The sequence below is a fragment of the Streptococcus shenyangsis genome, assembly GCF_006385785.1.
Lineage (GTDB): Bacteria > Bacillota > Bacilli > Lactobacillales > Streptococcaceae > Streptococcus > Streptococcus shenyangsis.
Map to the genome: position 1 here is coordinate 122,348 of NZ_VFSH01000002.1, position 24,181 is coordinate 146,528.

A 24,181-nucleotide genomic window follows, 5' to 3' on the forward strand; every position below is an offset into this window, starting at 1 on the left:
CTTAGGAAGTAATTGTGTGAGAATCAATTTTAACAAAATCCAAAAAGCCATCGGTACTAGACTGGGTTTTGTCCTAACTCTTTTAACCCTCTATTGACTCAAAACCTTATTAGCCTATGCCATTGACTTTAATTTAGACATTCAATTGGGAAAGCTGCAGGGAAATTACCTTGCCTTTATCGCCTTTTTCACCCCCCCTTCCTCTAGGACTACTCCTGCTAGCTCTAGCCCTCTATGCTCGATCAACCAAGATTTTTTATAGTCTTAGTATAGCTATTTATAGTCTTTTATTCATTTGGCTTTATTCCAATGTCTTTTACTATCGAGAATTTAGTGACTTTATCACGGCTAATACTATGAAGGTGGTCAGCAAGGTATCTGTTGATACTGCGGAACTAGAGTTACTACGTCCTTGGGATCTTATCTATTTTATGGATTTCCCACTGTTGGCTTATCTTCTCTATAAAAAATTCATCCATTTGGATAGGAGACCTTTCAAATTCCGCTCCAGTGTTGCTATCACTGCTCTCTCAGCCCTGCTCTTTTCTGCTAATCTTTTCTTGGCAGAGATTGAACATCCCGATCTCCTATCGCAAGGGTTTTCTAATTATTATGTTGTCCGTACCCTTAGTTTGCCAGCCTTTTTAGGCTATAGTGCCAACCAATCCTACAGTGCCAACAAAGAACATGCTAAGGCTTCTGAGACTGACCTTCAACCTATCACAGATTATATCCAGGAACATTCTGCTAAGTCCAATCCAGACTATGTTGGCTTGGCTAAAGGGAAAAATGTGATTTATCTCCACTTGGAAAGTTTCCAGCAATTCCTACTTGACTATAAACTCAACATAGATGGAACTGAGCATGAAGTCACTCCCTTCCTAAATTCACTCTACCATTCGCAATCAACCCTAGCCTTTTCAAATATCTTTAACCAAATCAAGGCTGGTAAGACCTCAGATGCGGAAACCATGCTGGAGACTGGTTTGTTTGGACTTGACCAAGGTTCCTTTATGGTCAACTATGGAGGTACCAATACCCAGCAAGCTGCGCCTTTTATCCTATCAAAAAATGGCTATCAATCGAGTGCCGTCTTTCACGGTAATATCGGGACCTTCTGGAATCGAAATACGACCTATAAACAATGGGGCTACCAATACTTCTTTGATGCTTCCTATTTTACTAAGCAAGACAGTAGCAATTCTTTCCAATATGGTTTAAATGATAAAATCATGATGAAGGATTCTATTCAGTATCTGGAGCACTTGCAGCAGCCTTTTATGGTAGTCATGCCTGACTATGAAAAAGGACAAATTATCAATACCTACGGTGGGCAAATCGATATCTTACCAACTCTAGAACACATACTTGGTATCGAATCCAATTCCTTCCTTCAAGTTGGACAAGATCTCCTATCTCCAGACCATCAAGAAATAGTTGCCTTTCGAACTGCCAATTCCTTCGTCACACCTAAATACACCAGTTATGACGGACGAACCTACTATACTGAGAGCGGTCTTGAAATCAGTAATCTTGATGAACAAGCTCAGACTGAACTAGAAAATATCCGTCAGGCAGCCAGCCAACAGCTGAAAATCAGCGACCAGATTCAAACTGGAGATTTGATACGTTTCTACCAAGCAGATCATCTTGGAAAAGTTGATACTGAAAGTATTTCTTACCTCAATTCCTTAGCAATTCTACAAAAGATTGAGCAGGAAAAAGGTAGTCAATCAACCAGTCTCTTTATCCAACGACAAGGTAAGACCAGTACTGACCTTTTCAAGGCATCAAGTCACCAAGAACTCCACCCAGAGTCGGCAGAAACCGAATCAAAATCACAATAAAAAATGCTCTTCCGTCTTGGAGGAGCATTTCTTTTATTAAATAAAATTCAACGAAAATCAAAGAGGAAACTAGCCTCAGGTTAACTGTGAGATTGTAGATAGGCTGTATCAGCAATATATGTCTGTCAAGTTTAGTAACAAAGATAGTAGAAGAAATATGAGAATATAAATCAGCTTCAGCAGGTATCTGGAAAATTTGATTTTATAGAAAAGCCTTTTGTTACAAACTCAATATACTATCAATAAATAATATCATAGAAGCAACAATAATTAAAATTTCACCTATTTGCATCATTCTATTTCGAATTTTAAATATATGTTCTATCAAAAATACTTCGATCACACACATTATAGGAATTAACGTTTTTGAAATTGAAAAATATCCAAATAAATAAACTATAAACAACAATAATAGAACTATATTATATTTCTTATTCAAAATATTCCTCCCTATATTTTTTTGATTAGTAATCTTAATAATTTACAACTACATTATAACAAACTAGGAAAGCCTTGTTAACAAATATTGCCATTCTTTTAAATTTTTTTGTGATACTCAACGAAATTCAAAGAACAAACTAGGAAGCTAGCCGCAGGCTGCTCAAAACACTGTTTTGAGGTTGTAGATAAGACTGACGAAGTCAGTGACATATATACGGTAAGGCGACGCTGACGTGGTTTGAAGAAATTTTCGAAGAGTATGAACACAATGTGATAGAAAAGTGCCACTTTGTGTGCGATAAACTATGAGCCTTTTGTGCCATATTTTTCTCCTTTCGCTTTACAATTGGCTTTAACACCTTTATTGTATCGCGTTTGGAGTTTTTTGGGTATAACCTTCGACGCACACCCGCATAGCGGGTGGTTTTTTTGTCTCGCACCTAATTGAGCGAGACGGACTGCAAATCACATAATTAAAAAAGTTGGAGCTCAGCACTCCAACAATTGCTATTAAAATGTTTGGCGTTTTGCTTTACGATCTGCACGACCTCGAGCGCGATTTTCAGCACGCTTGGTTTTACGGCGCTTTTCATCAACCGCCCATTGAATTTTTTTCTTATAACCTGGTTTGACTTTTTTCTTTTTCTTTTTAACCAAACCAATCATTTCGATATCAAGTTTATCTTGTTTTTTCTCACGGTTGGCACGACGATCACGGTCATAGGTATCTTGAAATTCCCCGTCTTTGACGATCTTAGGAATAAACTTGATTCCCAATTTCTCCAACTCACGGATATCCGAGTCATCACTTGGCTGATAAAGGGTAATAGCTGTGCCTGGTAAGCCATTGCGTCCGGTACGACCAACACGGTGCACGAAGAAGGATAGGTCTTGCGGAATGGCATCATTGATGACATGGCTGACACCTTCAATATCAATCCCACGCGCTGCCAAGTCTGTTGCGACAATGTACTCAAAATCTAGATTTTTTACCTGATTCATGATTCGCTTACGTTCACGAGGGGCAATATCTCCATGAATCTTCGCTACCTTCAATCCTTGAGCAGTCAGATATGAATGCAATTCATCAGCACGTGTTTTAGTGTTAACAAAAATCATTGCCAAATAAGGTTGCATCAACTGAGTCAATTGATAAATTTGAGCATTCTTATCACGTCCCTTAGTAGAAATCAACCAATTATCAATAGTGTCAGAAATGACCGTTTTGGTCTTGATTTTCTCCATAACAGGATTTGACAAGTATTTTTTCAAGAATGGTTGTAGTTTTTGTGGGATAGTCGCTGAGAAGACCATGAATTGCAGGTCTTTTGGAAGGCTTCCAGCAATCTTATCAACCGTTTCTAAGAATCCCATATCCAAGGTCATATCTGTCTCATCAACCACAAAGGTCTTAGCCTTGTGAATAGCTAAATCACCAGATTTAACCAAGTCGTAGATACGGCCTGGTGTTCCAATAACAATATGAGGCTGGTTACTTGCCAATTTGTCAATCTGGCGAGCCTTATCTGTCCCTCCCACATAATTAACCACACGAACTTCTACTTCTGAGTGAGTAGCAATCTGACGGGCTGCTTGGTAAATTTGAGTAGCCAATTCACGGCTCGGTGCAGTAATCACTGCCTGTACACTATCACTAGCTTCATCTAATTGCTGGAAAATCGGTAACAAGAAAGTATGAGTCTTTCCTGAACCTGTTTTTGATTCACCGACTAGGTCACGACCTGCCAAAACAATCGGAATCAACTTATCTTGCACCTCTGTAGGAGTTGTAAATTTTAACTCCTCCAAGGCTTCTCTAATATAGTTTTTAAATTGAAATTTCGTAAATGACATAATATCCTCGATTCTATCTATCTTATCAATTATACCATATTTTATTCCATTTCAGTAGTATCACTTATTTAGGCTATTTCCTGTAGCTTTTCTAGTCAGAAAAAGGCTGGAATTTGTGAATCCCAACCTCTTATAAGTCATTATTTCCAGTTTAAAATAGCATTCAAGCCATAGTGATCACTAACTTGCGGACTCTTGTTACCATCAAATACTACATGTAAATTTTCCACCGCTAACTCTTTGGTAGTAAAAACATAGTCGATTCGAAGGGGTTCTGTGTTCCCCTTCCAGCCATCAATTTCTGGTGGAACAGTATAGCTACCACTTTTCTCTTGAGCAACTTCAAATGCGTCTTGTAAGCCTAATGGACTAGCTAAAATCGCTTGGTAACCTTCCTGACCAGCTGGGTTATTGAAATCCCCAGCAAGCAAAAGTGGCTTGTTCAATTCTTTCAAGACAGCCTCAAATCGTGCCCATTCTTCTTGGAAACCTTTATCCCACCAAGAAAGGTGGACACTGGCAACCGCAAGCTCTTTGCCTTCAACTACTGTTTCTGCTAAAGCAACTCGACGAGTGTGATAGTCTGTTGGATCATCTACATCTGAAACCAAAATTTCACGTGCTTCTATAGGTGTTTTAGACAAGATAGCCACACCTTCATGATAGCGGTCATAACCGATATGGTTATAGGCCCAAGTCCAGTAGTAATTTTTCCCTTGCTCAGACAACTTTTCAACCAAGAGTCTGACATAGTGGTCTTGATGAATAGGCTCAGCTGCTGGCAAAGCTTGATAAAAGTCATTAACCTCCACCTCTTGCGAAGTAATCTCCTGATTGATTTCTTGGAAACAAATCAAATCATAGTCTTTATCAAGAATATCTTCAAGCAAGAGCTGGAATTTTTCCTCTGCTTCTTTCTCCATCCAACTGTGAGTATTGAGTGTTAAAAATTTCATGCTTTTCTCCCAAAATAAGAGGTTGGAATACAGCTTCCAACCTCAAGTATATTACAATTCTACTTTAGCAACTGCTGTTTTAGCTGCAAGAGAACCTGTTTGTTCTAATTTAACTGATTTAATAGCTTCAGCATTTGTGAAGACAACTACTGTAGAAGTTTCACGACCTGCTGCACGGATAGCATCCAAGTCAGCTGTGACAAGAAGGTCACCTGCTGCAACTTTTTGTCCTTCAGCCACATGAACTGTAAATGGTTTTCCTTCAAGACTTACTGTGTCCAAACCAATGTGAACAAGTACTTCAAGACCTGCTTCAGTCACAAGACCAAGAGCATGTTTTGTAGGGAAGATGCTTGATACAGTACCTGAAACTGGAGATACAATATTTCCATTTGCAGGTTCTACAGCAAATCCATCACCCATCATTTTTTGAGCAAATACTGGATCTTTTACTTGTTCCAAAACAATAACTTGACCGTCAGCTACTGAGTAAACTTCCTCAGTAAGACCTTTGAATTGAACAGTGTTTTGTTGCGCTTCTGTCATTTGACTTGGAAGAGTTTCAGGAATGATTTCACCTGAATCAAGGATATCTTGGATATCAGATTTCAATACGTCTGCTTTTGGACCGTAGATAGCTTGAACTCCTTGTCCTTTCATGACAAGACCCATAGCTCCTTCTGCTTTCCATTGCTCTGCATTTCCTACTTTATCTGCATCTTTAACAGTTACACGAAGACGAGTCATACATGCATCCACATCAACGATGTTTGCACGTCCACCAAGAAGGTTGATAATGTTTACAGCTTGAGAACCTGCTGCAACTTTCACTGCGCTGCTAGCTTCTTCTGAACCTTCAGCAGTTTCGTAGTTTCCGTTACGTCCTGGGGTTGCGTAGTTGAATTTTTGAATCATGAAGTTTGCGATGAAGTACATGATTACAGCAAAGAGAACGGTTACCCAAATGAAGTTAATGATATCCATACCGATACCAGCACTGATTGCAATAGGTGTACGAGTCAAGAACTCGATTGAACCGAATGAGTGCATACGTAGGTTTACAACGTCAGCCATAGCGAAGGCAGCACCTTGAACAAGTGAGTAAACAAGATACATAGGTGTTGCTACAAACATGAACATGTATTCGATTGGTTCAGTAACCCCTGTCAAGAATGTTGCAAGAGCTGTCGCAATCATCATACCTTTATATTGATGTTTCTTATCAGCATCGACATTACGGTAGATAGCCACGATCACACCCATCAAGATACCGAATGAACCGATCATTTGTCCAACTTTGAAACGAGCTGGGTGAACAGTATCTAACAATTGTTGGTAGTGACTTGCATCTGTACCTTTAAGGTTAACAAGGTCTGTTACCCATGCAAGCCATAGTGGATCTTGACCAAATACTTGACTACCTTTAGCTGCACCAGTTAAGACCTCATAAGTACCACCAAGAGCTGTGTAGTTCATTGGGATAGTCAACATGTGGTGAAGACCAAATGGCAAGAGCAAACGTTCCAATGTACCATACAAGAATGGTGCAAGGATTGGAGCAGTTTCTTGTGAGTTAGCAATCCAGATACCAAAGCTATTGATACCAGTTTGCACAAGTGGCCAGAAAGCTGAAAGTACAATTGCAGCAATTATTGAACGAAGAATAACTACAAATGGTACAAAACGTTTTCCGTTAAAGAATGAAAGTGCATCAGGAAGCTTACGGAAGTTATAGTATTTATTGTAAGCAGTTGCTCCAATAAAACCAGAAATAATCCCTACGAAGACACCCATGTTAAGCGCTGGGGCTTCCATAACACTAATGAAGTAATCAGCAACTTTGATTGATCCACCAAAGAGAGTTGTTACCATAGCTTCAGGATTTTTCAACATATCGCCTGATACGCCAAAGATTGTACCAGTGATACGGTTGATTAGGATAAAGGCAAGACCTGCCGCAAACGCACCACCAGCGCGTTCCTTAGCCCAGCTTCCTCCAATAGCGAGGGCGAACAAGATATGAAGGTTAACGATAACTCCCCAACCGATTTGCTCTAGTACACCACCAGTAATGACCAGTGGAGCAAAGTTAGGGTTAATCATCACAAGCGACTTACCGATTGAAATCATCAAACCAGCAGCCGGCATAACGGCGATAACCACCATCAAAGCCTTACCGAATTTTTGCCAAAATTCGAAAGACAAGACATTTTTGAATGTATCTTTCATCATTCAAATCTCCTTTATTTTTATTTAGGCAAACGTTTTACGAAAACGTTTGCACTTAACTATGTATTAATTATACCACTTTAATTTTTTTTGTAAAGGCTTTTATAGAAAAAAGTAGACTTTTTTCTAAAATTTTTGTAGTAAAAGAGGAGATATTAAAATCTCCTCAAATATACATCTATTCAAATTTAAATTTTTAAGAATCGGCGCATTGAAATTCCTGATCCAATTGAACCAATAAAAATTCCAATAACAAACAAGAGGACAATCATCAGTGGACTAAATACTTCTGGTGAAATCATAGAAAGATTTTGACCTACTAATGACTTATTAACCGATTGGTAAACCATTTGATAAACAACGAATACTAAAGCTGATGGAATTGTTGCTCCAAGTAATCCGATGAAAGCACCCTCAAGGAGGAATGGTCCTCGGATATAGCTATTCTTAGCACCAACCAAGCGCATAATTTGAATTTCGCGACTGCGAGAAATAATGGTAATACGAATGGTATTAGAAATCAAGAAGACTGCAATGAAAATCAAGAGTCCTGCTATGACTAATCCCCAAACACGAATGAAGGAAGCAAGTTGGAACAGACGTTGTGTGTTGGCTCCACCATCTTGGACTTCTGACACACCTTCAATTTTCTTAGCTTCTTCAGCTACTTTTTGAACATCACTTGGTGTATTTGTATCAACGATATAGGCATCATAGAGAGGATTAGCGTCACCTTCAAAGATTTTCCAGTTGTCCCCCATTGTCTCGGTCAACTTTTCATATTGTTCTTCTTTACTTGAAAAAGTAACACTCTTAACTGTAGACATCCCCTTCAAGGTATTGTATACCTTGTGGTAGTCATTATTGGTAACAGTTTGACCTTCTTTTTCAATAGTCTCACTATTATCAGCTACGTCCTTACGAATGTAAACCATCACTCGGACATTATTTTCAATATCTGTAGCTAGTTTCGCTGTATTGAAAATAACAGAAGCAAATATTGCCACCAAGGTTAACGTAATCATGACTGAGCTGACAGCAGCCACTGTCATCCAACCATTTCGTTTCAAACTTTTTAGTGATTCAAATAAATGGCGAAAAAATCTACTAATCATCGTATCCATACTCTCCTTTTGATTCGTCACGAACGACACGACCATTTTCAATGGCAATGACACGGTGGCGCAAGGTATTTACAATCTGGCTATTATGAGTCGCCATCAAAATAGTTGTTCCTTGTAGGTTAATCCGTTCCAAGAGATTCATAATTTCCCATGAATTATCCGGGTCCAAGTTTCCTGTTGGTTCATCGGCTATCAGTACTTTTGGATTGTTTACAATAGCACGCGCAATCGCAATCCGCTGTTGCTCCCCACCTGAGAGCTCATTTGGAAAAGAACGAACCTTATGCTTCAGTCCAACCAAGTCCAAAACTTCCATCACCCGTTTTTTGATATTACGGCGATTTTCACCAATTACTTCCATAGCGTATGCAATATTCTCATAAACAGTTTTCTTAGGCAAGAGTTTATAATCCTGGAAGACAACCCCAACACTACGACGGAGAAGCGGGACATCTTTCTTTTTAATCTTAACCAGATTAAAACCAGCAACTGATAGGCTTCCTTTATCGATTTTTACTTCACGATATAGAGAACGAATAAAGGTTGATTTTCCTGCTCCTGAAGGACCTACGATGTAAGCAAATTCCCCCGGTTGAACGCTGACCGAAACACCGCGTAGGGCAGTCGTTCCGTTGTCGTATTTTTTGACGACATCTCTCATTTCAATGATTGACATGTGAGTTCCTTTCTATCTTAACTGATGCGCCACTTGAGATAGGCATCGATAAAACCATCTAGGTCTCCATCCATAACCTTATCTACCTGAGCAACCTCAAAGCTAGTTCGGTGATCTTTTACCATAGTATATGGCGTGAAAACATAAGAACGGATTTGGCTTCCCCATGTGATTTCCTTTTTCTCACCCTTGAGGGAATCAACCTCCGCAGCTTTCTTTTCTTGCTCCATTTGATAGAGCTTAGCCTGCAACATCTTCATGGCACGATCTCTATTTCCATATTGGGTACGATCGACCGTTGACTGGACGACAGTTCCCGTAGGAATGTGTGTCAGACGCACACCTGTTGAAACTTTATTGACGTTCTGTCCACCAGCACCACCTGAACGGAAGGTGTCCATCTTGATATCATCTTCACGGATTTCCACTTCAATAGTATCATCCAATTCTGGCATCACTTCTACAGATGTAAAAGATGTATGGCGACGTTTGGCAGAGTCAAATGGTGAGATTCGTACCAAGCGATGAACACCCATTTCTGACTTAAGAAGACCATAGGCATTAGGCCCTTCAAATGATAAAGTTACCGACTTAATACCAGCTTCATCTCCTGCTTGGTAATCCAATACTTCCACTTTAAAGCCTTTGGCATTTCCATAGCGAGTGTACATACGAAGCAACATATCACCCCAGTCTTGCGCCTCAGTACCACCAGAACCTGGATGGATTTCCAATATAGCATTATTATGGTCATAAGATTCTGACAAGAGAAGGGTCATCTCATAGCTGGACATCATCTTATCAAGTTCGGATAACTGCATTACCAGTTCTTCTTGAACCGACTCGTCTTCTGCTAAAAAGTCCAATAAAATTTCGACTTCATCCTGCAACTCTTCCATTTTGTGGAAGGTATTATAGGTGTTTTTTAATTCATTCAATTCTTGCGACGTTTTTTGGGCCGCGATATTATCGTTCCAAAAATCAGGTTCTGTCATCTTGTTTTCCAAGATAGCAATCTCTTCTTCTAGACCTTCGAGGTCAAAGAGACCCCCTGAAAGAAGCTAATTTTTCACGATTTGCGTCAATTTTCTGACGAATTTCTGAAATGTCCATAAATACTCCTTTTTTGTATCATTTTATTATACCATATTCTCTCATTTCTTTCCATCTTTTGCTTTACTCCCCTTTTCATGAAAAAAGAAGCCTTTCGGCTTCCATGCTTACAAAATTTTAGCAGAAGTACGACTAATCTCTTCTACTTGAATATTTTCAGCTTCAAATTTTTGCTTTAAGGCTGTCAAATCAACTGAACCATCAATTTGAACTTCGATAATCACCTTACCATCCTTACGCGGAATATTGACTGTATGGGAGATATTCAAATTTTCTTCAACGATTAGAGAAACAATCTTACCAAGAACGCCGACTTCATTTTCCGTAACAAAGCGCACACGAATTCCTTCTTCTCCATAGCCAGCAATTTCAAGAAAGGCTTGGAAAACGTCACGATCTGTAATAACACCATAGACTTGATGGTTATCTACGACAGGAAGAATACCAATCTTGTTTTTCAACATCAGATAAGTTGCATCTTCTAGACTAGCATAACCTGAGACAGTGACAACATCACGAATCATGACATCTTTTACTTTGGTCTTATTTAGAAGATAATTCATCTCATAGATAGAAAGACTTGTTGCTTTGGATGGACTTGCTTGCGCAATGGTTCCCTCAGTCACCAAACCAACCAATTGATCATTTTCGATAACAGGCAAGCGGTGCAAACCTTGCTCTCTCATCAAATCTGCTGCATGAGATACTGTTGTATCTGGACTAATGTACACTACCTTGCGGGTCATAAAATCTTTAACTGCCATGAGACTTCTCCTTTTCTATTCTTATCCCTATTATACAATCTTTTTGTAAATCTATCAAACGCTTACATTTCTTTTTCAAAATTCAGAAAAGTATGAATAAGCTAGCAAAAAGAGCTCTAAAATCGAGCTCTGTGAATGAAGATAAAATACCTTTCATTCGATTTTTCAATTATTAGAAATTCATCTTTCAAAATAGATGCAGATTTGTTTACAATCCAAATATGCCGACTAAAAGGTCTCCTGGACTATTAATGAGGATTACTTCGTAATCTTCATTTGCAACCTAAACTAGTCTCCCAGACTATGCGAAGATTGCTTACGCAATCTTCATCTGCCGACTAAAACAATCCACTGGATTGTTTTAGCCACCCAGATACGCTTTTCTGACTTCTTCTGATGAGGCGAGTTCTTTTCCTGTTCCTGATAGGACGATTTTTCCTGTTTCCAGTACATAGCCTCGGTCAGAGATTGCAAGTGCTTTATTGGCATTTTGTTCAATCAAGAGGACGGTTGTTCCTTGTTTCTGGATATCTTGAATGATATCAAAAATTTCTTGGATAAAGATTGGGGCAAGTCCCATTGATGGTTCATCTAAAAGAAGAAGTTTTGGTGTTGACATAAGAGCGCGTCCCATGGCAAGCATTTGTTGTTCCCCTCCTGAAAGAGTGGCTGCATCTTGGTTCTTCCGTTCTTCTAGACGTGGGAAGCGTGAGAAAACCTTCTTCAAGTTAGCTTGATTTTCTTCACGATTTTTCTTTAAGAAAGCTCCCATTTCAAGATTTTCCATAACAGTCAAGCCAGGGAAGACGTGGCGTCCTTCTGGTACTTGTGAAAGCCCACCTGCCACGATTTTCTGAGCTGGCATTTTTTGGATTTCTTGACCTAAAAATTCAATTTTTCCTGAACTTGGTCTAACTAGACCTGACAAGGTACGGAGAATGGTTGTTTTACCAGCACCATTGGCACCGATAAGGGAAACAACTTCTCCTTCATTAACTTCAAAGCTTACATCACGGACTGCCTGGATCATACCGTAATGTACAGAAAGATTTTCAACTTTTAACATAGACATTAGGCTTCACCTCCTAGATAAGCTTCGATAACGCGTTTATTGGTCTTAATTTCGTCTGGAGTTCCCTGAGCAATCAAACGACCATATTCAAGTACGTAGATACGTTCTGTTACTTCCATGACCAGATTCATATCGTGTTCAATCAGCATGATTGTAATTTTAAATTCATCTTTGATACGACGAATTAACTCAGTCAATTCCGCTGTTTCCTGCGGGTTCATACCTGCTGCTGGTTCATCTAAAAAGAGAATTTTAGGTTCCGTAGCAAGGGCACGAACAATTTCCAAACGACGTTGTTGTCCGTAGGCGAGATTTTTAGCAAGAGTCTCTGCATCACCATCTAAATCAAAGATTTTCAGCAATTCCAAAGCCTTAGCCTTTAATTCTTTTTCACTCTTGTAAAAAGCTGGTAAGCGTAAGAAACTAGCAAAAACATGTTGTTTGTGATGGTTGCCAAAAGCAATCAAAACATTATCCAAAACTGTTAAATCTTTAAAGAGACGGATATTTTGGAAAGTACGTCCAAGGCCTAAAGAGGCAATCTTATATGGTGCCTTTCCATTCAAAAGGTGACCATCTAAGGTTACCGTTCCCTCGCTTGGTTCATAAACACCCGTCAAGAGGTTGAAAAGGGTGGTTTTCCCAGCTCCATTTGGACCGATTAGTCCAACCAGTTCCCCTTCGTTCAATTCAAGAGTCACATCTCCAACAGCTGTTAGACCGCCAAAATGTTTGGTTAACTGTTTTACTTCAAGTAATGCCATTAGTTTTGTTCCTCCTTCTTAGATTTTTTAAAGAAACGTGATAGGCTCAATTCCCATGTTCCAAGAAGTCCACCTGGTCTGAAAATCATTACCAATACCAAGGCCAAAGCGTAAATAATCATACGCACGCTAGCAACATCTTGGAGAAGCATATTCAAAATTCCCAGAACAATAGCCGAAACAATCGCACCTGTAATTGAACCAAGTCCACCAAATACAACAATGATCAAAACGTTGATTGAGTTGATGAAAGTGTAATCTTTCGGTACAACAGATCCAATAAATCCTGCCTGAAGTGACCCTGCAATACTTGCAGTAATAGCACCAAAAACAAAAGCGATGATTTTAATTTTAGTCGTATTAACCCCAACTGACTCAGCAGCAATTTCATCCTCACGAACGGAGAGGGTTGAACGACCAATTGGACTACGCAAGAAGTTCAAGGTTGCAATGGTTGTAATCACGACAAAGAAGTAAACCATTTGCCAAGTTGTAAAGTTAGGAATCCCTAAGATACCTGCCGCACCATTTGTAAGGCTTCCACCATTGATGATAAAGATACGGATAATTTCAGATACACCGAGAGTTGCTACCGCAAGATAGTCCCCCTTCAAGCGCAAGGTTGGAATTCCGACAAGTAAGGCAACTGCTCCTGAAAGCAAAGCCCCTACAAGCATAGCTCCAAAGAAGGCACCGTAGGTTGGTGATTTAGAACCAATAATAGCTGCTGCGTAGGCACCAATCGCCATGAAACCAGCATGCCCAAGTGAAAATTGTCCTGAAAAACCAACGATTAAGTTAAGACCAACAGCCAGAATAATATTAATTCCAATTTGTTGTAAAATCTGTACATAAAATAGATTGAGTACTCCGACTGAAACCAGTACACTAATCAAGCCATAACCAGCTAACAAAAGGAGTAACCATAGAATATTAACTTTTAAATTTTCTTTCATCGTTTACACCTTCTCTTTCACATTCTTACCAAGGATACCAGCTGGGCGGACAATCAAGATCAACAACAAGATTCCATAAACAATGGCATCACGGAAGTCTGACATTCCAAAGGCTGTCGCAAAAGTTTCCAATAGACCAATCACAAAACCACCAAGAGCCGCACCAGGAATAATTCCAATACCACCAAGTACTGCGGCAACGAATGACTTAAGACCTGGAGTAACCCCCATCAAAGGCTCAAGAGAGTTATAATAAAGAGCAATCAGAACACCAGCCGCACCCGCAAGAGCAGAACCCAAAGCAAAGGTAAAGCTGATAGTACGGTTTACATTGATCCCCATCAATTGCGCCGCATCGCTATCTACAGATACTGCACGCATGGCTTTCCCCATCTTTGTCTTTTGAACAATAACTTGTAACAAAATCATCAAAATCAAGGAAATAGCCAAAATCATTAACTGCACGTTTGTTAGGCTAACTGGTCCCAAATCATAGCGAACTGTTTGAATCGCTTGAGGGAAGGCACGAGTATTGGCACCAACCAAATAGACCATACCATACTCCAGTAGGAAGGAAACCCCAATAGCTGTAATCAAAACAGCAATACGAGTAGAGTGGCGTAAAGGTCGGTAAGCAAGAAATTCAATCACGACACCAAGAACGGCTGTCGCTAGCATAGCTACAATAAGCGCTACAAAGAAATTCATTTGGAAAGAATTAATCAAGAAATAACCGATAAAGGCTCCCATCATATAAATATCACCGTGGGCGAAGTTGATGAGCTTGATAATTCCGTAAACCATGGTATACCCTAGGGCTAACAGCGCGTATACACTACCTAGAATCAAACCATTTACTAGTTGTTGGAGCATAAGATTCACTCTTTCTATATATAATTTTGAGGATTTTCCCTCATTTTTTGATAAGTTCTTATACTCAATGAAAATCAAAGAGCAAACTAGGAAACTAGCCGCAGGTTGCTCAAAGCACTGCTTTGAGGTTGTAGATAAGACTGACGAAGTCATTCACATATATAATCCAAGGCGACGTTGACGCAGTTTGAATTTGATTTTCAAAGAGTATTAAACATCGAAACAGGGAGTGAGTCCGAGGCTCATTCCCTATTTCAACATTTTTCTATTATGGTTTTACAACTTCTGCTGCTTCAACCTTACCATTGTTCATGGTCATCATGTAAGCAGTTTTAACTGTGTTGTGGTCTGCATCGAAACTTGTTTGACCAGTTACACCTTCAAAGTCTTTTGTTTTAGCAAGGTTGTCCTTAATCTCACCTGAGTTTTTAGCGCCTTTTGCTGCGTTTGCTACAAGGTGAACTGAATCATAAGCCAAGGCTGCAAATGTTGAAGGCTCTTCGTTGTACTTAGCACGGTAAGCATCAAGGAAGGCTTTTGCTTTAGCTGAAACTTCTACAGTAGTTGAGAAGCCTGAGATAAAGTAGATGTTTGATGCTTTTTCAGGAGTTGCTTGTTGTACAAACTCTTCACCGTTGAATCCATCACCACCAACGATTGGCTTGTCAATTCCCATACCACGCGCTTGGTTTACAATTTTACCAGCTTCAGTGTAGTAACCAGGAACAACAATGGCATCAAAGTCTTTCCCTTTCATTTTTGTAAGGGCTGCTTGGAAGTCTGTATCACCTGCTACGAAAGTTTCATCTGCAACGATTTCACCTTTGTAAGCTTCACGGAAGGCTTTGGCAATCCCTTTAGCATAGTCGCTGGCGTTGTCAGTGTATAGAACAACTTTCTTAGCGTTTAATTTATCAGAAACATAGTTTGAGATAATTTTTCCTTGGAAGCTATCTTGGAAAGTTCCGATAAAGAGGTAATCTTGACCTTTAGTCAATCCATCTTGAGTCGCACTTGGCGAAATCAATGGAACACCTGCTTTTGTAGCGTTCGCTACCGCAGCTGCAGTTGCACCAGATGTCGCAGGTCCTACGATTGCTGATACCTTAGATTGGGTTACAAGGTTAGTTGTTACTGAAGCAGCTTCTGCTGTTTCAGACTTGTTATCTTTATCAACTACTTCGATTTGTTTTCCGTCGATACCACCTGCTGCATTGATTTCATCAACAGCAAGTTGAGCACCTTTTTGTTCAGATGTCCCGTAGGCTGCTACGGCACCAGTTTCTTCAAAGTTAAATCCGATTTTGATTGTCTTTTCCTCTACTGAGTTACCAGTAGTGTTGACTGCTCCAGACTTCACTTCTCCACAGGCTGCAAGAAGTGCTACACTTGCAAGCGCCACAAACGATAGGGCAAATTTTTTCTTCATCTTTTTGTCTCCTTATTTCTTAAATAAATAGCATGTTAAGAATATACCGAATTATCAGAAAATTGTCAACACTTTTCTTGAACTTTTTCGATGATAACGTTTTCCTCTCGATAAAGATTGCCCACAAAGGGTGTTTCCAGCTCTTGAATATGACAAACTCTGACTTTTTTTATAAACTTTTCCTTGCTCAAGCGCCCGACCAATTGCTCCACTTCTTGAGTTGGAACATAGAGTTGTAAGTAACGATGTTTCTTGGAATGATAGGTAATATCTCCATAATCCTGCAGTTTTTTTGCATCACGATTATAGTAAAGATAGATAATCAAGCCAGAACGATTGACTTTTTCAAACATGATAAATCCTCTTTCTAAGAAATTTCTCCTTATTATACCAAAAAAAGCAAACCCAGTCGAGTTTGCCTTCTTTAATCATTAGTTCAATGAATTGTTGGCCATGATTTCATCAATGAAGCCATATTCAAGTGTTTCTTGGGCACTCATCCAGTTATCACGTTCTGCATCTGCATGGACTTTTTCAATTGACTGACCTGAATTTTCAGCCAAGATTTTTTCCAAGGTATTACGAGTTTTAAGCAAGTGTTCTGCAGCAATCGCCATATCGGTTTGTTGGGTACCACCACCTGTACCACCCATTGGTTGGTGAATCATATATTCAGCATTTGGAAGCATGAAACGTTTGCCTTTTGCCCCACTTGATGCGATGACTGTCCCCATAGATGCAGCCATTCCCATAACGATGGTTTGGACATCTGCCTTGATAAAGTTCATGGTATCAACGATTGCCAAACCAGCTGAAACGGAACCACCAGGTGTATTGACATAAAGGTAAATATCTTTTGTACTATCTTGGGCATCCAAGAAAAGCAACTGGGCAATAACAGAATTAGCCATATTATCTTCAACTGGACCTGTCAGCATAATAATGCGGTCTTTGAGAAGACGTGAGTAAATATCGTATGAACGTTCTCCACGGCTTGTTTGTTCAATAACTACAGGAATCATTCATTTCTCCTTTTGAGTTTTAATTTTGTTGGTCAAATGACTAAATATAAGACTATTATAATATTTTGGTCAAAAAAGGTCAAATTTTTGCTCTGTTTTCATCAAACAGAAACAAAAATTCAACCCCCTTTCACGACTGGAAATACTTTTCCAAATCATTCTTCTTTTCGATGTTATTTTGTACCGAACAAGCGGTCTCCAGCATCTCCAAGACCTGGAACGATATAACCGTGTTCGTTCAAGCAGTCATCCAAGGCTGCTGTAAAGATTTCTACATCTGGATGAGCTTCTTGAAGGGCTTTTACACCTTCTGGTGCAGATACAAGGCAGACAAATTTGATATTTGATGCGCCACGTTTTTTAAGCGAGTCAACAGCTAAGATTGCTGATCCACCTGTTGCCAACATTGGGTCTACGACAAAAATTTGACGTTGGTCAATATCTTCAGGCAATTTCACCAAATACTCAACTGGTTGAAGTGTTTCTTCATCACGGTACATACCGATGTGACCAACTTTAGCAGCTGGAACCAAGCTCAAGAGACCATCAACCATTCCGATACCTGCACGCAAGATTGGAACGATGGCCAATTTTTTACCTGCCAATTGTTTTTGAACTGTTTTTGTAATTGGTGTTTCGATTTCCACATCTTCTAGTGGAAGATCACGAAGTACTTCATACCCCATCAACATTGCAATCTCATCTACTAGCTCACGGAAAGCTTTTGTAGAAGTATCTGTACGACGCAAGATTGACAATTTGTGTTGAATCAGTGGATGATTAATAACTTCAATTTTTCCCATTTTTGGAATTCCTTCTTTCAATTTATTCTTCTTATTATACCAAAAAACGGTTTAAAAATCTTTCTAAACCATTTATTTTTGATAAATTTTACATTAGATCAGCCTCTTTAAGAGCTGCTTGCACTGTCTCCAGTGGTAAATAGGTCAATTCTGTCCCTTTTTCTTGATAAAGGTATTGGGCGTAGTCGTCCATTCTGTACTGGTTGATATAAACCACGCGCTTACAACCAACTTGAAGCAATTGTTTTGTACAGTTGAGACAAGGAAAATGGGTTACATAGGCTGTAAAGCCTTTAGGAACACCACGTTCTGCACCTTGAAGGATAGCATTGACCTCGGCGTGAAGGGTACGAACACAGTGGCCTTCAATGACCAGACATTCGTGATCAATACAATGCTCGGTTCCTGACACCGAACCATTGTAACCAGTGGAAATTACCTTATTATCCTTTACCAAAATTGCGCCCACTTTGGCACGTTTACAAGTGGAACGATTGGCAATTAGTAGGGCTTGGGCTGCAAAGTACTCATCCCAGGCTAGTCTTTTTTCAGTCATCTCTTTTCTCCTTTTTCTCTATTTTTTAAAAAATGGTAACCGTAAGTCCGCAATCTTTTCAGCTGGCACCTTCATGCCATCCTTGATCCATTTTAAGAGAACAGAGACGATGGCCGAGCTCCAGAAGGAATGAAGATAAGAGCTGACACCTTTTGATTTTCCATGGTATTTTTCTAGAAATTCCTGCATGGCTTGGACAAAGATTTTTTCCAAATGGTAATCTAAGGCCAATTGAATCACTCTTGCTTCTTTTCTTGCCTCCCGGAAAAGGTGAACCCAGACCAAATAGAGGTCTGTCTTTAAATCGTAATGATGTAGCTGTTCCATAATATTGTGGACACTCCGTTTAAAGACGCTCTCTAAAATTTCCTCTTTGGAATCATAATTGCGATAAAAGGCCGCACGCGAAACACCTGCACGTTTGACCAATTCAGAAATACTAATCTTGGTCAAGTCCTTTTTTTCCAAGAGTTGCAAGAGGGCTGTTTCGATGGCTTCTCTGGTTAATAAATTGGATTCTTGGTTTGATTTTCTGAGATTTTCAAGAGACTTTTCAGAGATTCTACGTTCAGACATAACATTTTCTTTCTACTTGTCACAACAGACGGATGAAGCTTTTGTTTCAAGGGTTTTCATGATATAATTGTAAAAAAAGACAGAACCTTTGTCAATGTATAACTGACAAAGATGGAGAATTTCTATGACTTGGAAGATTATTGCTGACTCTGGTTGTGATTATCGTCAGCTGGCAAGACCAGCTATCGATACAACCTTTGTGAATGTTCCCTTAACCATTCAAGTAGCTGATCAGGTCTTTGTTGATGATGCCAATCTTGACATTGACCAAATGATGGAAACCATGTATGCAACTGCAGAAGCTTCAAAATCAGCTTGTCCAAGCCCAGATGATTATTTGCGAGCATTTGAAGGAGCCAAAAACATTTTCCTAGTAACCATCACAGGTACTCTTTCTGGTAGTCACAATAGTGCTCAACTAGCTAAGAATATTTATCTGGAAGATCATCCTGACACTAAGATTCATGTAATTGATAGTTTGTCTGCTGGTGGGGAAGTTGACTTGCTCGTAGAAAAATTAAATGACTTGATTGACCAGGGCTTATCTTTTGAAGAAGTGGTTGAAGCTATCACTACCTATCAAGAAAAAACCAAGTTACTCTTTGTCCTAGCCAAAGTCGATAACTTGGTGAAGAACGGCCGTTTGAGCAAGCTTATCGGTACAGTCGTTGGCCTTCTCAATATTCGTATGGTCGGAGAAGCTAGTGAAACTGGAACCCTTGAATTGCTACAAAAAGCAAGAGGACCAAAGAAATCGATTCAGGCAGCCCATGAAGAGTTGATAAAAGCTGGATATGCTGGTGGTCGAATTGTCATGGCCCATCGCAATAATGAAAAATTCTGTCAACAACTGTCAGAGCGAATCCGTGAAACCTTCCCACATGCGGATATTAAGATTCTCCCAACCTCTGGTCTCTGCAGTTTTTATGCAGAAGATGGCGGTCTGCTAATGGGATATGAAATTGATTAATTACATTCTCGACAAGAGGTGACTTCATCTCTTGTTTTTTTGTGGTACAATAGAGCTATGAAACATTTTGATACTATTGTCATCGGTGGAGGTCCTGCTGGCATGATGGCTACGATTTCCAGTAGCTTTTATGGACAGAAAACCCTACTCATCGAAAAAAATCGGAAACTTGGAAAAAAACTAGCTGGGACTGGTGGGGGACGTTGCAATGTAACCAACAACGGAACTCTAGATGACCTGCTAGCTGGTATCCCTGGAAACGGACGCTTTCTATACAGTGTCTTCTCTCAGTTTGATAACCATGATATCATCAACTTTTTTACGGAAAATGGTGTTAAACTAAAGGTTGAAGACCACGGCCGTGTCTTTCCTGCTAGTGACAAGTCTCGTACCATTATCGAAGCTTTAGAAAAGAAAATCACTGGGCTAGGTGGTCAAGTTGCTACTCAAACCGAAATTGTTTCGGTTAAAAAGGTAGAAAATCAGTTTATCCTTAAGTCAGCTGACCAAATTTTCTCTTGTGATAAACTCATTGTCACAACTGGTGGTAAATCCTATCCTTCAACTGGTTCAACTGGTTTTGGTCACGAGATTGCCCGTCATTTTAAACATACCATTACTGAACTTGAGGCCGCTGAAAGTCCTTTGTTGACAGATTTCCCCCACAAGGCCTTACAGGGAATTTCATTGGATGATGTGACCCTAAGTTATGGCAAGCATGTCATCACTCACGATTTGCTCTTTACCCACTTTGGTTTGTCAGGTCCTGCTGCCCTACGTATGTCCAGCTTTGTCAAGGGTGGGGAGATTCTCTCACTGGATGTTTTGCCTCAACTTTCTGAGAAGGACTTAGCTGCATTTCTAGAAGAAAATCGGGAAAAATCTCTAAAAAATGCTTTAAAAACCTTGTTACCAGAACGTTTGGCAGAATTTTTTGTGCAAGGCTATCCAGAAAAAGTCAAACAACTGACTGAAAAGGAACGCGAACAACTGCTCCAGTCTATCAAAAACCTCAAAATCCCTGTAACTGGTAAAATGTCCCTTGCCAAATCCTTTGTTACCAAGGGTGGTGTCAGTCTTAAGGAAATCAATCCTAAAACTCTGGAAAGTAAGCTGGTCCCTGGACTCCACTTTGCAGGCGAAGTCATGGATATCAATGCCCACACGGGTGGCTTTAACATCACTTCTGCCCTCTGTACTGGCTGGGTGGCAGGCTCAAATCAAATATATAAATAATTGAATGACTAAAATACCAAATAAGAAGGGAAGTCCTTTGGAACATATTATTTTACTAAGAGGTGTTACTCCTAATGGAAAAAATGCTATCCCTAAAATGTCTTATCTAGTAGATATCTTAACAGAAGCCGGTTTTCAACAAGTTCGAACCTATATTCAAAGTGGTAATATCATTCTTGAAAGTAACTTAGCCTTAGAAAAAATACGAGAACAGGTTCATACTCTAATAAAGAAAAAGATTGGAGCCGATCTCAAAATAATCATTAAGAATAATGATATTTTTAAAAACATTGTCCAAGAAAACCCTTTTGGAGAACACTATCTTTATGACCGTATACACGTGATTTTTTATCAAGAATCTATTCAAAGCCTCCCTTTAGACAAATTGAAAATTGATTACGGTGAAGAAGAAATTTGTATCGGTAACCACTGTCTCTACCTCTATCTCCCTAGAACTGCAAAACAAAAAAAGCTCAATACTAACTATCTTGAAAAGCTTTTCAATGTAGATTTGACCATGCGAAAACTAAATGTGGTAGAAAAATTATTAAGCAAGTAGTACTTGAATTTAGAAAAAATCGGAAGATCACTCCTCCGATTTTATTTTGTCTGAGTTTGGACATAGTGGGCAATCACATCTGATGTGTACTGGGCTGTTCCAGGTCCAAATTTGTCAATGTTTTCCTTAAACTCTGGGTTATAGACGTAGCCCTTGCCGATATATCCGAATACCTCAATAGAGCAGTCAAATCCATAAGTACGGATGGCTTGCAAGAGTTTAGCGGCTTCTTCTTGATTTTCAGTTGCTGTTACAGGTAGACCAGCTTGAAGATTTTGTGCCAATGCTTGAAAAACTTGGTTGAAGGCAGCCGTAGCCTCGTCTTCGTGACCTTTCTGGCGCTCCAGCGCTTGGTCCATGACTTCTTGTCCATATTTCTCTACCGCCTCTTGGTGGTATTTTTGATGGTCTTGGTAGTTAAATCCAGCAAATTTCTCTTGAATGCTCATTTCTCTTTCTCCTTTTTGTTCTTGAATGGTTTTTTGCAAGGTTGAAATCAAGGTATCCAGATTTTCCCTTTCTCGAGTCAAATAGTCCAACTGCCTGGTCAAATGAGGCAATAAATCTGTCCTTTCTTCCTTTAATAGCTCTGCTATTTTTTCTAAAGAAAAACCTAGATATTTGTAGTAAAGAATAACCTGAAGGCGTTCCAAATCCTCCTGACTGTAGGTTCGATAGCCGTTTTCCGACTTTAAAGGAACCAAAAGTCCTATCTTATCGTAGTGGTGCAGGGTCTTGACAGAGACACCCGAAAGCTGCGCAGCTTCTTTTATATGGTACATGATTTCCTCCTTACATTGATAGTATAACCCCTCCCCTTAGGTCAGAGTCAAGCGTTTTTACGAAATTTTTTACTTTATCATAACATGAAAATGGTTTTCTTGACAGACCTTAGAAAACATGATAGGATAGTCAAGTCTATCAATCAAAAGAAACGCTCATCTTGAGTACTGATGAGGCTATTTGCCAAGGGCAGTAGCTTTTTCTTTTGTAATACTAATTTTAGGAGTTTAACTATGTCTGAAAAATCGCAATGGGGTTCTAAACTGGGCTTTATTCTAGCATCTGCTGGTTCAGCCATCGGACTTGGTGCCGTTTGGAAATTTCCCTACATGACTGCTGCTAACGGTGGAGGAGGCTTTTTACTGGTCTTTCTCATTTCCACTATTTTAATCGGTTTCCCACTTCTCCTTGCTGAATTTGCCCTTGGCCGAAGCGCTGGTGTCTCTGGGATTAAAACCTTTGGAAAACTCGGCAAGAATAGTAAGTACAACTTTATCGGTTGGATTGGTGCCTTTGCCCTCTTTATCCTCTTATCTTTCTACAGTGTTATTGGAGGATGGATTCTAGTCTATCTAGGTATTGAGTTTGGAAAATTGTTCCAACTTGGTGGAACGGGTGATTATGCTCAGTTATTTACTTCAATCATTTCAAATCCAGCCATTGCCCTAGGAGCTCAAGCAGCCTTTATCTTATTGAATATCTTTATTGTATCACGTGGTGTTCAAAAAGGGATTGAAAGAGCTTCTAAGGTTATGATGCCCCTGCTCTTTATCATCTTTGTCGTCATCATTGGTCGTTCTCTCAGTTTGCCAAATGCCATGGAAGGAGGTCTCTACTTCCTCAAACCAGATTTCTCTAAGCTGACCAGTGCTGGTCTCCTCTATGCTCTGGGACAATCTTTCTTTGCCCTCTCACTAGGAGTTACAGCCATGCTGACCTATGCTTCTTATTTGGATAAGCAAACCAATCTGGTTCAATCAGGGATTTCCATCGTAGCCATGAATATCTCGGTATCTATCATGGCAGGTCTAGCCATTTTCCCAGCCATGTCAGCCTTTAACATCCAGTCTGAAGGGGGACCAAGCTTGCTCTTTATTGTCTTGCCTCAACTCTTTGACAAGATGCCTTTTGGAACCATTTTCTACATCCTCTTCCTCTTGCTCTTCCTCTTTGCGACGGTCACTTCTTCTGTCGTTATGCTGGAAATCAATGTGGGCAATATCACCGATCAGGACAACAGTAAGCGTGCCAAATGGAGTGTGATTTTAGGAATCTTGACCTTTGTCTTTGGTATTCCTTCAGCTCTATCTTACGGTGTCATGGCGGATGTTCACATTTTTGGGAAGACCTTCTTTGATGCTATGGATTTCTTAGTTTCCAACCTCCTAATGCCATTCGGCGCCCTCTGCTTGTCTCTCTTTACAGGCTACATCTTTAAGAAGGCTCTTGCTATAGAGGAATTCCATCTTAATGAAACACCATGGAAACAAGGACTGTTCCAAGTCTGGCTCTTCCTTCTTCGTTTCGTCATTCCAATCATCATCATCGTGGTCTTTATCGCCCAATTTATGTAATTAA

23 protein-coding genes and 1 pseudogene are annotated in these 24,181 nt (G+C 39.7%); 5 read left to right on the forward strand and 19 right to left on the reverse strand.

The window, feature by feature from the left end:
- Positions 1 to 16 precede the first annotated feature (16 nt).
- Positions 17 to 1,847 (forward strand): annotated as a pseudogene (locus tag FJR77_RS02255) (LTA synthase family protein).
- A 220-nt stretch (positions 1,848 to 2,067) separates the two neighbouring features.
- On the opposite strand, the gene FJR77_RS10435 reads toward FJR77_RS02255, so the two are convergent.
- The 18 genes from FJR77_RS10435 to FJR77_RS02355 form a co-directional block, all read right to left on the reverse strand.
- On the reverse strand, positions 2,068 to 2,328 hold the full coding sequence (locus FJR77_RS10435; RefSeq protein WP_140833259.1) for a hypothetical protein: 261 nt from the start codon (positions 2,326 to 2,328) through the stop codon (positions 2,068 to 2,070).
- A gap of 470 nt (positions 2,329 to 2,798) precedes the next feature.
- Positions 2,799 to 4,142, reverse strand: a complete 1,344-nt coding sequence (locus FJR77_RS02265) for a DEAD/DEAH box helicase (RefSeq protein ID WP_140833197.1) — start codon at positions 4,140 to 4,142, stop codon at positions 2,799 to 2,801.
- A 140-nt stretch (positions 4,143 to 4,282) separates the two neighbouring features.
- The gene (locus FJR77_RS02270) at positions 4,283 to 5,098 is read right to left on the reverse strand and encodes an endonuclease/exonuclease/phosphatase family protein (RefSeq protein WP_140833195.1); all 816 of its coding nucleotides are present in this window, start codon (positions 5,096 to 5,098) and stop codon (positions 4,283 to 4,285) included.
- Between the two features lie 51 nt (positions 5,099 to 5,149).
- Positions 5,150 to 7,330 carry a PTS transporter subunit IIBC gene (locus tag FJR77_RS02275; RefSeq protein ID WP_140833193.1) on the reverse strand — a complete coding sequence of 727 codons (2,181 nt, stop codon included), beginning with the start codon at positions 7,328 to 7,330 and terminating at the stop codon, positions 5,150 to 5,152.
- 185 nt (positions 7,331 to 7,515) lie between these two features.
- Complete coding sequence (ftsX, locus tag FJR77_RS02280; RefSeq protein ID WP_140833191.1) at positions 7,516 to 8,442, reverse strand: permease-like cell division protein FtsX; 927 nt, start codon at positions 8,440 to 8,442, stop codon at positions 7,516 to 7,518.
- A complete protein-coding gene (ftsE, locus tag FJR77_RS02285; protein WP_000022265.1) occupies positions 8,435 to 9,127 on the reverse strand; it encodes a cell division ATP-binding protein FtsE in 693 nt (230 codons plus the stop codon). Before ftsE ends, ftsX begins: the two co-directional genes overlap by 8 nt.
- A 17-nt stretch (positions 9,128 to 9,144) precedes the next feature.
- Positions 9,145 to 10,240, reverse strand: a protein-coding gene (prfB, locus tag FJR77_RS02290) for a peptide chain release factor 2 (RefSeq protein WP_140833189.1) whose coding sequence is annotated in 2 segments (ribosomal slippage) — positions 9,145 to 10,167 and positions 10,169 to 10,240 — 1,095 coding nt in all. Because the reading frame shifts where the segments join, the coding sequence is not laid out codon by codon here.
- Positions 10,241 to 10,347: 107 nt separating this feature from the next.
- Entirely contained in the window at positions 10,348 to 11,004 is a 657-nt protein-coding gene (locus FJR77_RS02300) for a CBS domain-containing protein (protein WP_000268671.1), read from the reverse strand.
- 361 nt (positions 11,005 to 11,365) lie between these two features.
- On the reverse strand, positions 11,366 to 12,076 hold the full coding sequence (locus tag FJR77_RS02305; RefSeq protein WP_000062219.1) for an ABC transporter ATP-binding protein: 711 nt from the start codon (positions 12,074 to 12,076) through the stop codon (positions 11,366 to 11,368).
- Entirely contained in the window at positions 12,076 to 12,840 is a 765-nt protein-coding gene (locus FJR77_RS02310; protein ID WP_001185995.1) for an ABC transporter ATP-binding protein, read from the reverse strand. Before FJR77_RS02310 ends, FJR77_RS02305 begins: the two co-directional genes overlap by 1 nt.
- The gene (locus FJR77_RS02315) at positions 12,840 to 13,796 is read right to left on the reverse strand and encodes a branched-chain amino acid ABC transporter permease (protein WP_000662290.1); all 957 of its coding nucleotides are present in this window, start codon (positions 13,794 to 13,796) and stop codon (positions 12,840 to 12,842) included. The genes FJR77_RS02310 and FJR77_RS02315 overlap by 1 nt, the downstream gene beginning before the upstream one ends.
- 3 nt (positions 13,797 to 13,799) lie before the next feature.
- Entirely contained in the window at positions 13,800 to 14,669 is an 870-nt protein-coding gene (locus tag FJR77_RS02320) for a branched-chain amino acid ABC transporter permease (protein WP_020901916.1), read from the reverse strand.
- Between the two features lie 268 nt (positions 14,670 to 14,937).
- Positions 14,938 to 16,098, reverse strand: coding sequence for an ABC transporter substrate-binding protein (locus FJR77_RS02325; protein WP_140833187.1), 1,161 nt, complete (start codon positions 16,096 to 16,098; stop codon positions 14,938 to 14,940).
- A gap of 65 nt (positions 16,099 to 16,163) precedes the next feature.
- A complete protein-coding gene (locus FJR77_RS02330; protein ID WP_000462127.1) occupies positions 16,164 to 16,451 on the reverse strand; it encodes a YlbG family protein in 288 nt (95 codons plus the stop codon).
- A 78-nt stretch (positions 16,452 to 16,529) separates the two neighbouring features.
- Positions 16,530 to 17,120: an ATP-dependent Clp protease proteolytic subunit ClpP gene (gene clpP, locus FJR77_RS02340; RefSeq protein WP_000613475.1), complete on the reverse strand. Its 591-nt coding sequence runs from the start codon at positions 17,118 to 17,120 to the stop codon at positions 16,530 to 16,532.
- 173 nt (positions 17,121 to 17,293) lie between these two features.
- Positions 17,294 to 17,923, reverse strand: coding sequence for a uracil phosphoribosyltransferase (upp, locus tag FJR77_RS02345; protein WP_140833185.1), 630 nt, complete (start codon positions 17,921 to 17,923; stop codon positions 17,294 to 17,296).
- A gap of 88 nt (positions 17,924 to 18,011) precedes the next feature.
- Positions 18,012 to 18,479 carry a deoxycytidylate deaminase gene (locus tag FJR77_RS02350; protein ID WP_140833183.1) on the reverse strand — a complete coding sequence of 156 codons (468 nt, stop codon included), beginning with the start codon at positions 18,477 to 18,479 and terminating at the stop codon, positions 18,012 to 18,014.
- Positions 18,480 to 18,497: 18 nt separating this feature from the next.
- A complete protein-coding gene (locus FJR77_RS02355; protein WP_000004132.1) occupies positions 18,498 to 19,055 on the reverse strand; it encodes a TetR/AcrR family transcriptional regulator in 558 nt (185 codons plus the stop codon).
- Positions 19,056 to 19,179: 124 nt separating this feature from the next.
- Between FJR77_RS02355 and FJR77_RS02360 the strand changes: the two genes are divergently transcribed.
- The 3 genes from FJR77_RS02360 to FJR77_RS02370 are packed head-to-tail and all read left to right on the forward strand — an operon-like array spanning position 19,180 to position 21,820.
- Positions 19,180 to 20,025 carry a DegV family protein gene (locus FJR77_RS02360; protein ID WP_140833181.1) on the forward strand — a complete coding sequence of 282 codons (846 nt, stop codon included), beginning with the start codon at positions 19,180 to 19,182 and terminating at the stop codon, positions 20,023 to 20,025.
- A gap of 57 nt (positions 20,026 to 20,082) precedes the next feature.
- Complete coding sequence (locus tag FJR77_RS02365) at positions 20,083 to 21,261, forward strand: BaiN/RdsA family NAD(P)/FAD-dependent oxidoreductase (protein ID WP_140833179.1); 1,179 nt, start codon at positions 20,083 to 20,085, stop codon at positions 21,259 to 21,261.
- Between the two features lie 37 nt (positions 21,262 to 21,298).
- Entirely contained in the window at positions 21,299 to 21,820 is a 522-nt protein-coding gene (locus tag FJR77_RS02370; protein WP_140833257.1) for a DUF1697 domain-containing protein, read from the forward strand.
- 41 nt (positions 21,821 to 21,861) lie between these two features.
- Here the strand turns inward: FJR77_RS02370 and FJR77_RS02375 are convergent, their stop codons facing one another.
- The gene (locus FJR77_RS02375; RefSeq protein WP_140833177.1) at positions 21,862 to 22,602 is read right to left on the reverse strand and encodes a MerR family transcriptional regulator; all 741 of its coding nucleotides are present in this window, start codon (positions 22,600 to 22,602) and stop codon (positions 21,862 to 21,864) included.
- A 234-nt stretch (positions 22,603 to 22,836) separates the two neighbouring features.
- Here FJR77_RS02375 and FJR77_RS02380 point away from each other — a divergent pair, with 234 nt between their 5' ends.
- A complete protein-coding gene (locus FJR77_RS02380) occupies positions 22,837 to 24,177 on the forward strand; it encodes a sodium-dependent transporter (RefSeq protein WP_140833175.1) in 1,341 nt (446 codons plus the stop codon).
- The last annotated feature ends 4 nt before the right edge of the window (positions 24,178 to 24,181 follow it).

Coding starts and splice junctions, on each gene's coding strand:
- FJR77_RS02265 (WP_140833197.1), bottom strand. CDS start 4,142: ATGTCATTTACGAAATTTCAATTTAAAAACTATATTAGAGAAGCCTTG.
- FJR77_RS02270 (WP_140833195.1), bottom strand. CDS start 5,098: ATGAAATTTTTAACACTCAATACTCACAGTTGGATGGAGAAAGAAGCA.
- FJR77_RS02275 (WP_140833193.1), bottom strand. CDS start 7,330: ATGATGAAAGATACATTCAAAAATGTCTTGTCTTTCGAATTTTGGCAA.
- ftsX (WP_140833191.1), bottom strand. CDS start 8,442: ATGATTAGTAGATTTTTTCGCCATTTATTTGAATCACTAAAAAGTTTG.
- ftsE (WP_000022265.1), bottom strand. CDS start 9,127: ATGTCAATCATTGAAATGAGAGATGTCGTCAAAAAATACGACAACGGA.
- FJR77_RS02300 (WP_000268671.1), bottom strand. CDS start 11,004: ATGGCAGTTAAAGATTTTATGACCCGCAAGGTAGTGTACATTAGTCCA.
- FJR77_RS02305 (WP_000062219.1), bottom strand. CDS start 12,076: ATGTCTATGTTAAAAGTTGAAAATCTTTCTGTACATTACGGTATGATC.
- FJR77_RS02310 (WP_001185995.1), bottom strand. CDS start 12,840: ATGGCATTACTTGAAGTAAAACAGTTAACCAAACATTTTGGCGGTCTA.
- FJR77_RS02315 (WP_000662290.1), bottom strand. CDS start 13,796: ATGAAAGAAAATTTAAAAGTTAATATTCTATGGTTACTCCTTTTGTTA.
- FJR77_RS02320 (WP_020901916.1), bottom strand. CDS start 14,669: ATGCTCCAACAACTAGTAAATGGTTTGATTCTAGGTAGTGTATACGCG.
- FJR77_RS02325 (WP_140833187.1), bottom strand. CDS start 16,098: ATGAAGAAAAAATTTGCCCTATCGTTTGTGGCGCTTGCAAGTGTAGCA.
- FJR77_RS02330 (WP_000462127.1), bottom strand. CDS start 16,451: ATGTTTGAAAAAGTCAATCGTTCTGGCTTGATTATCTATCTTTACTAT.
- clpP (WP_000613475.1), bottom strand. CDS start 17,120: ATGATTCCTGTAGTTATTGAACAAACAAGCCGTGGAGAACGTTCATAC.
- upp (WP_140833185.1), bottom strand. CDS start 17,923: ATGGGAAAAATTGAAGTTATTAATCATCCACTGATTCAACACAAATTG.
- FJR77_RS02350 (WP_140833183.1), bottom strand. CDS start 18,479: ATGACTGAAAAAAGACTAGCCTGGGATGAGTACTTTGCAGCCCAAGCC.
- FJR77_RS02355 (WP_000004132.1), bottom strand. CDS start 19,055: ATGTCTGAACGTAGAATCTCTGAAAAGTCTCTTGAAAATCTCAGAAAA.
- FJR77_RS02360 (WP_140833181.1), top strand. CDS start 19,180: ATGACTTGGAAGATTATTGCTGACTCTGGTTGTGATTATCGTCAGCTG.
- FJR77_RS02365 (WP_140833179.1), top strand. CDS start 20,083: ATGAAACATTTTGATACTATTGTCATCGGTGGAGGTCCTGCTGGCATG.
- FJR77_RS02375 (WP_140833177.1), bottom strand. CDS start 22,602: ATGTACCATATAAAAGAAGCTGCGCAGCTTTCGGGTGTCTCTGTCAAG.
- FJR77_RS02380 (WP_140833175.1), top strand. CDS start 22,837: ATGTCTGAAAAATCGCAATGGGGTTCTAAACTGGGCTTTATTCTAGCA.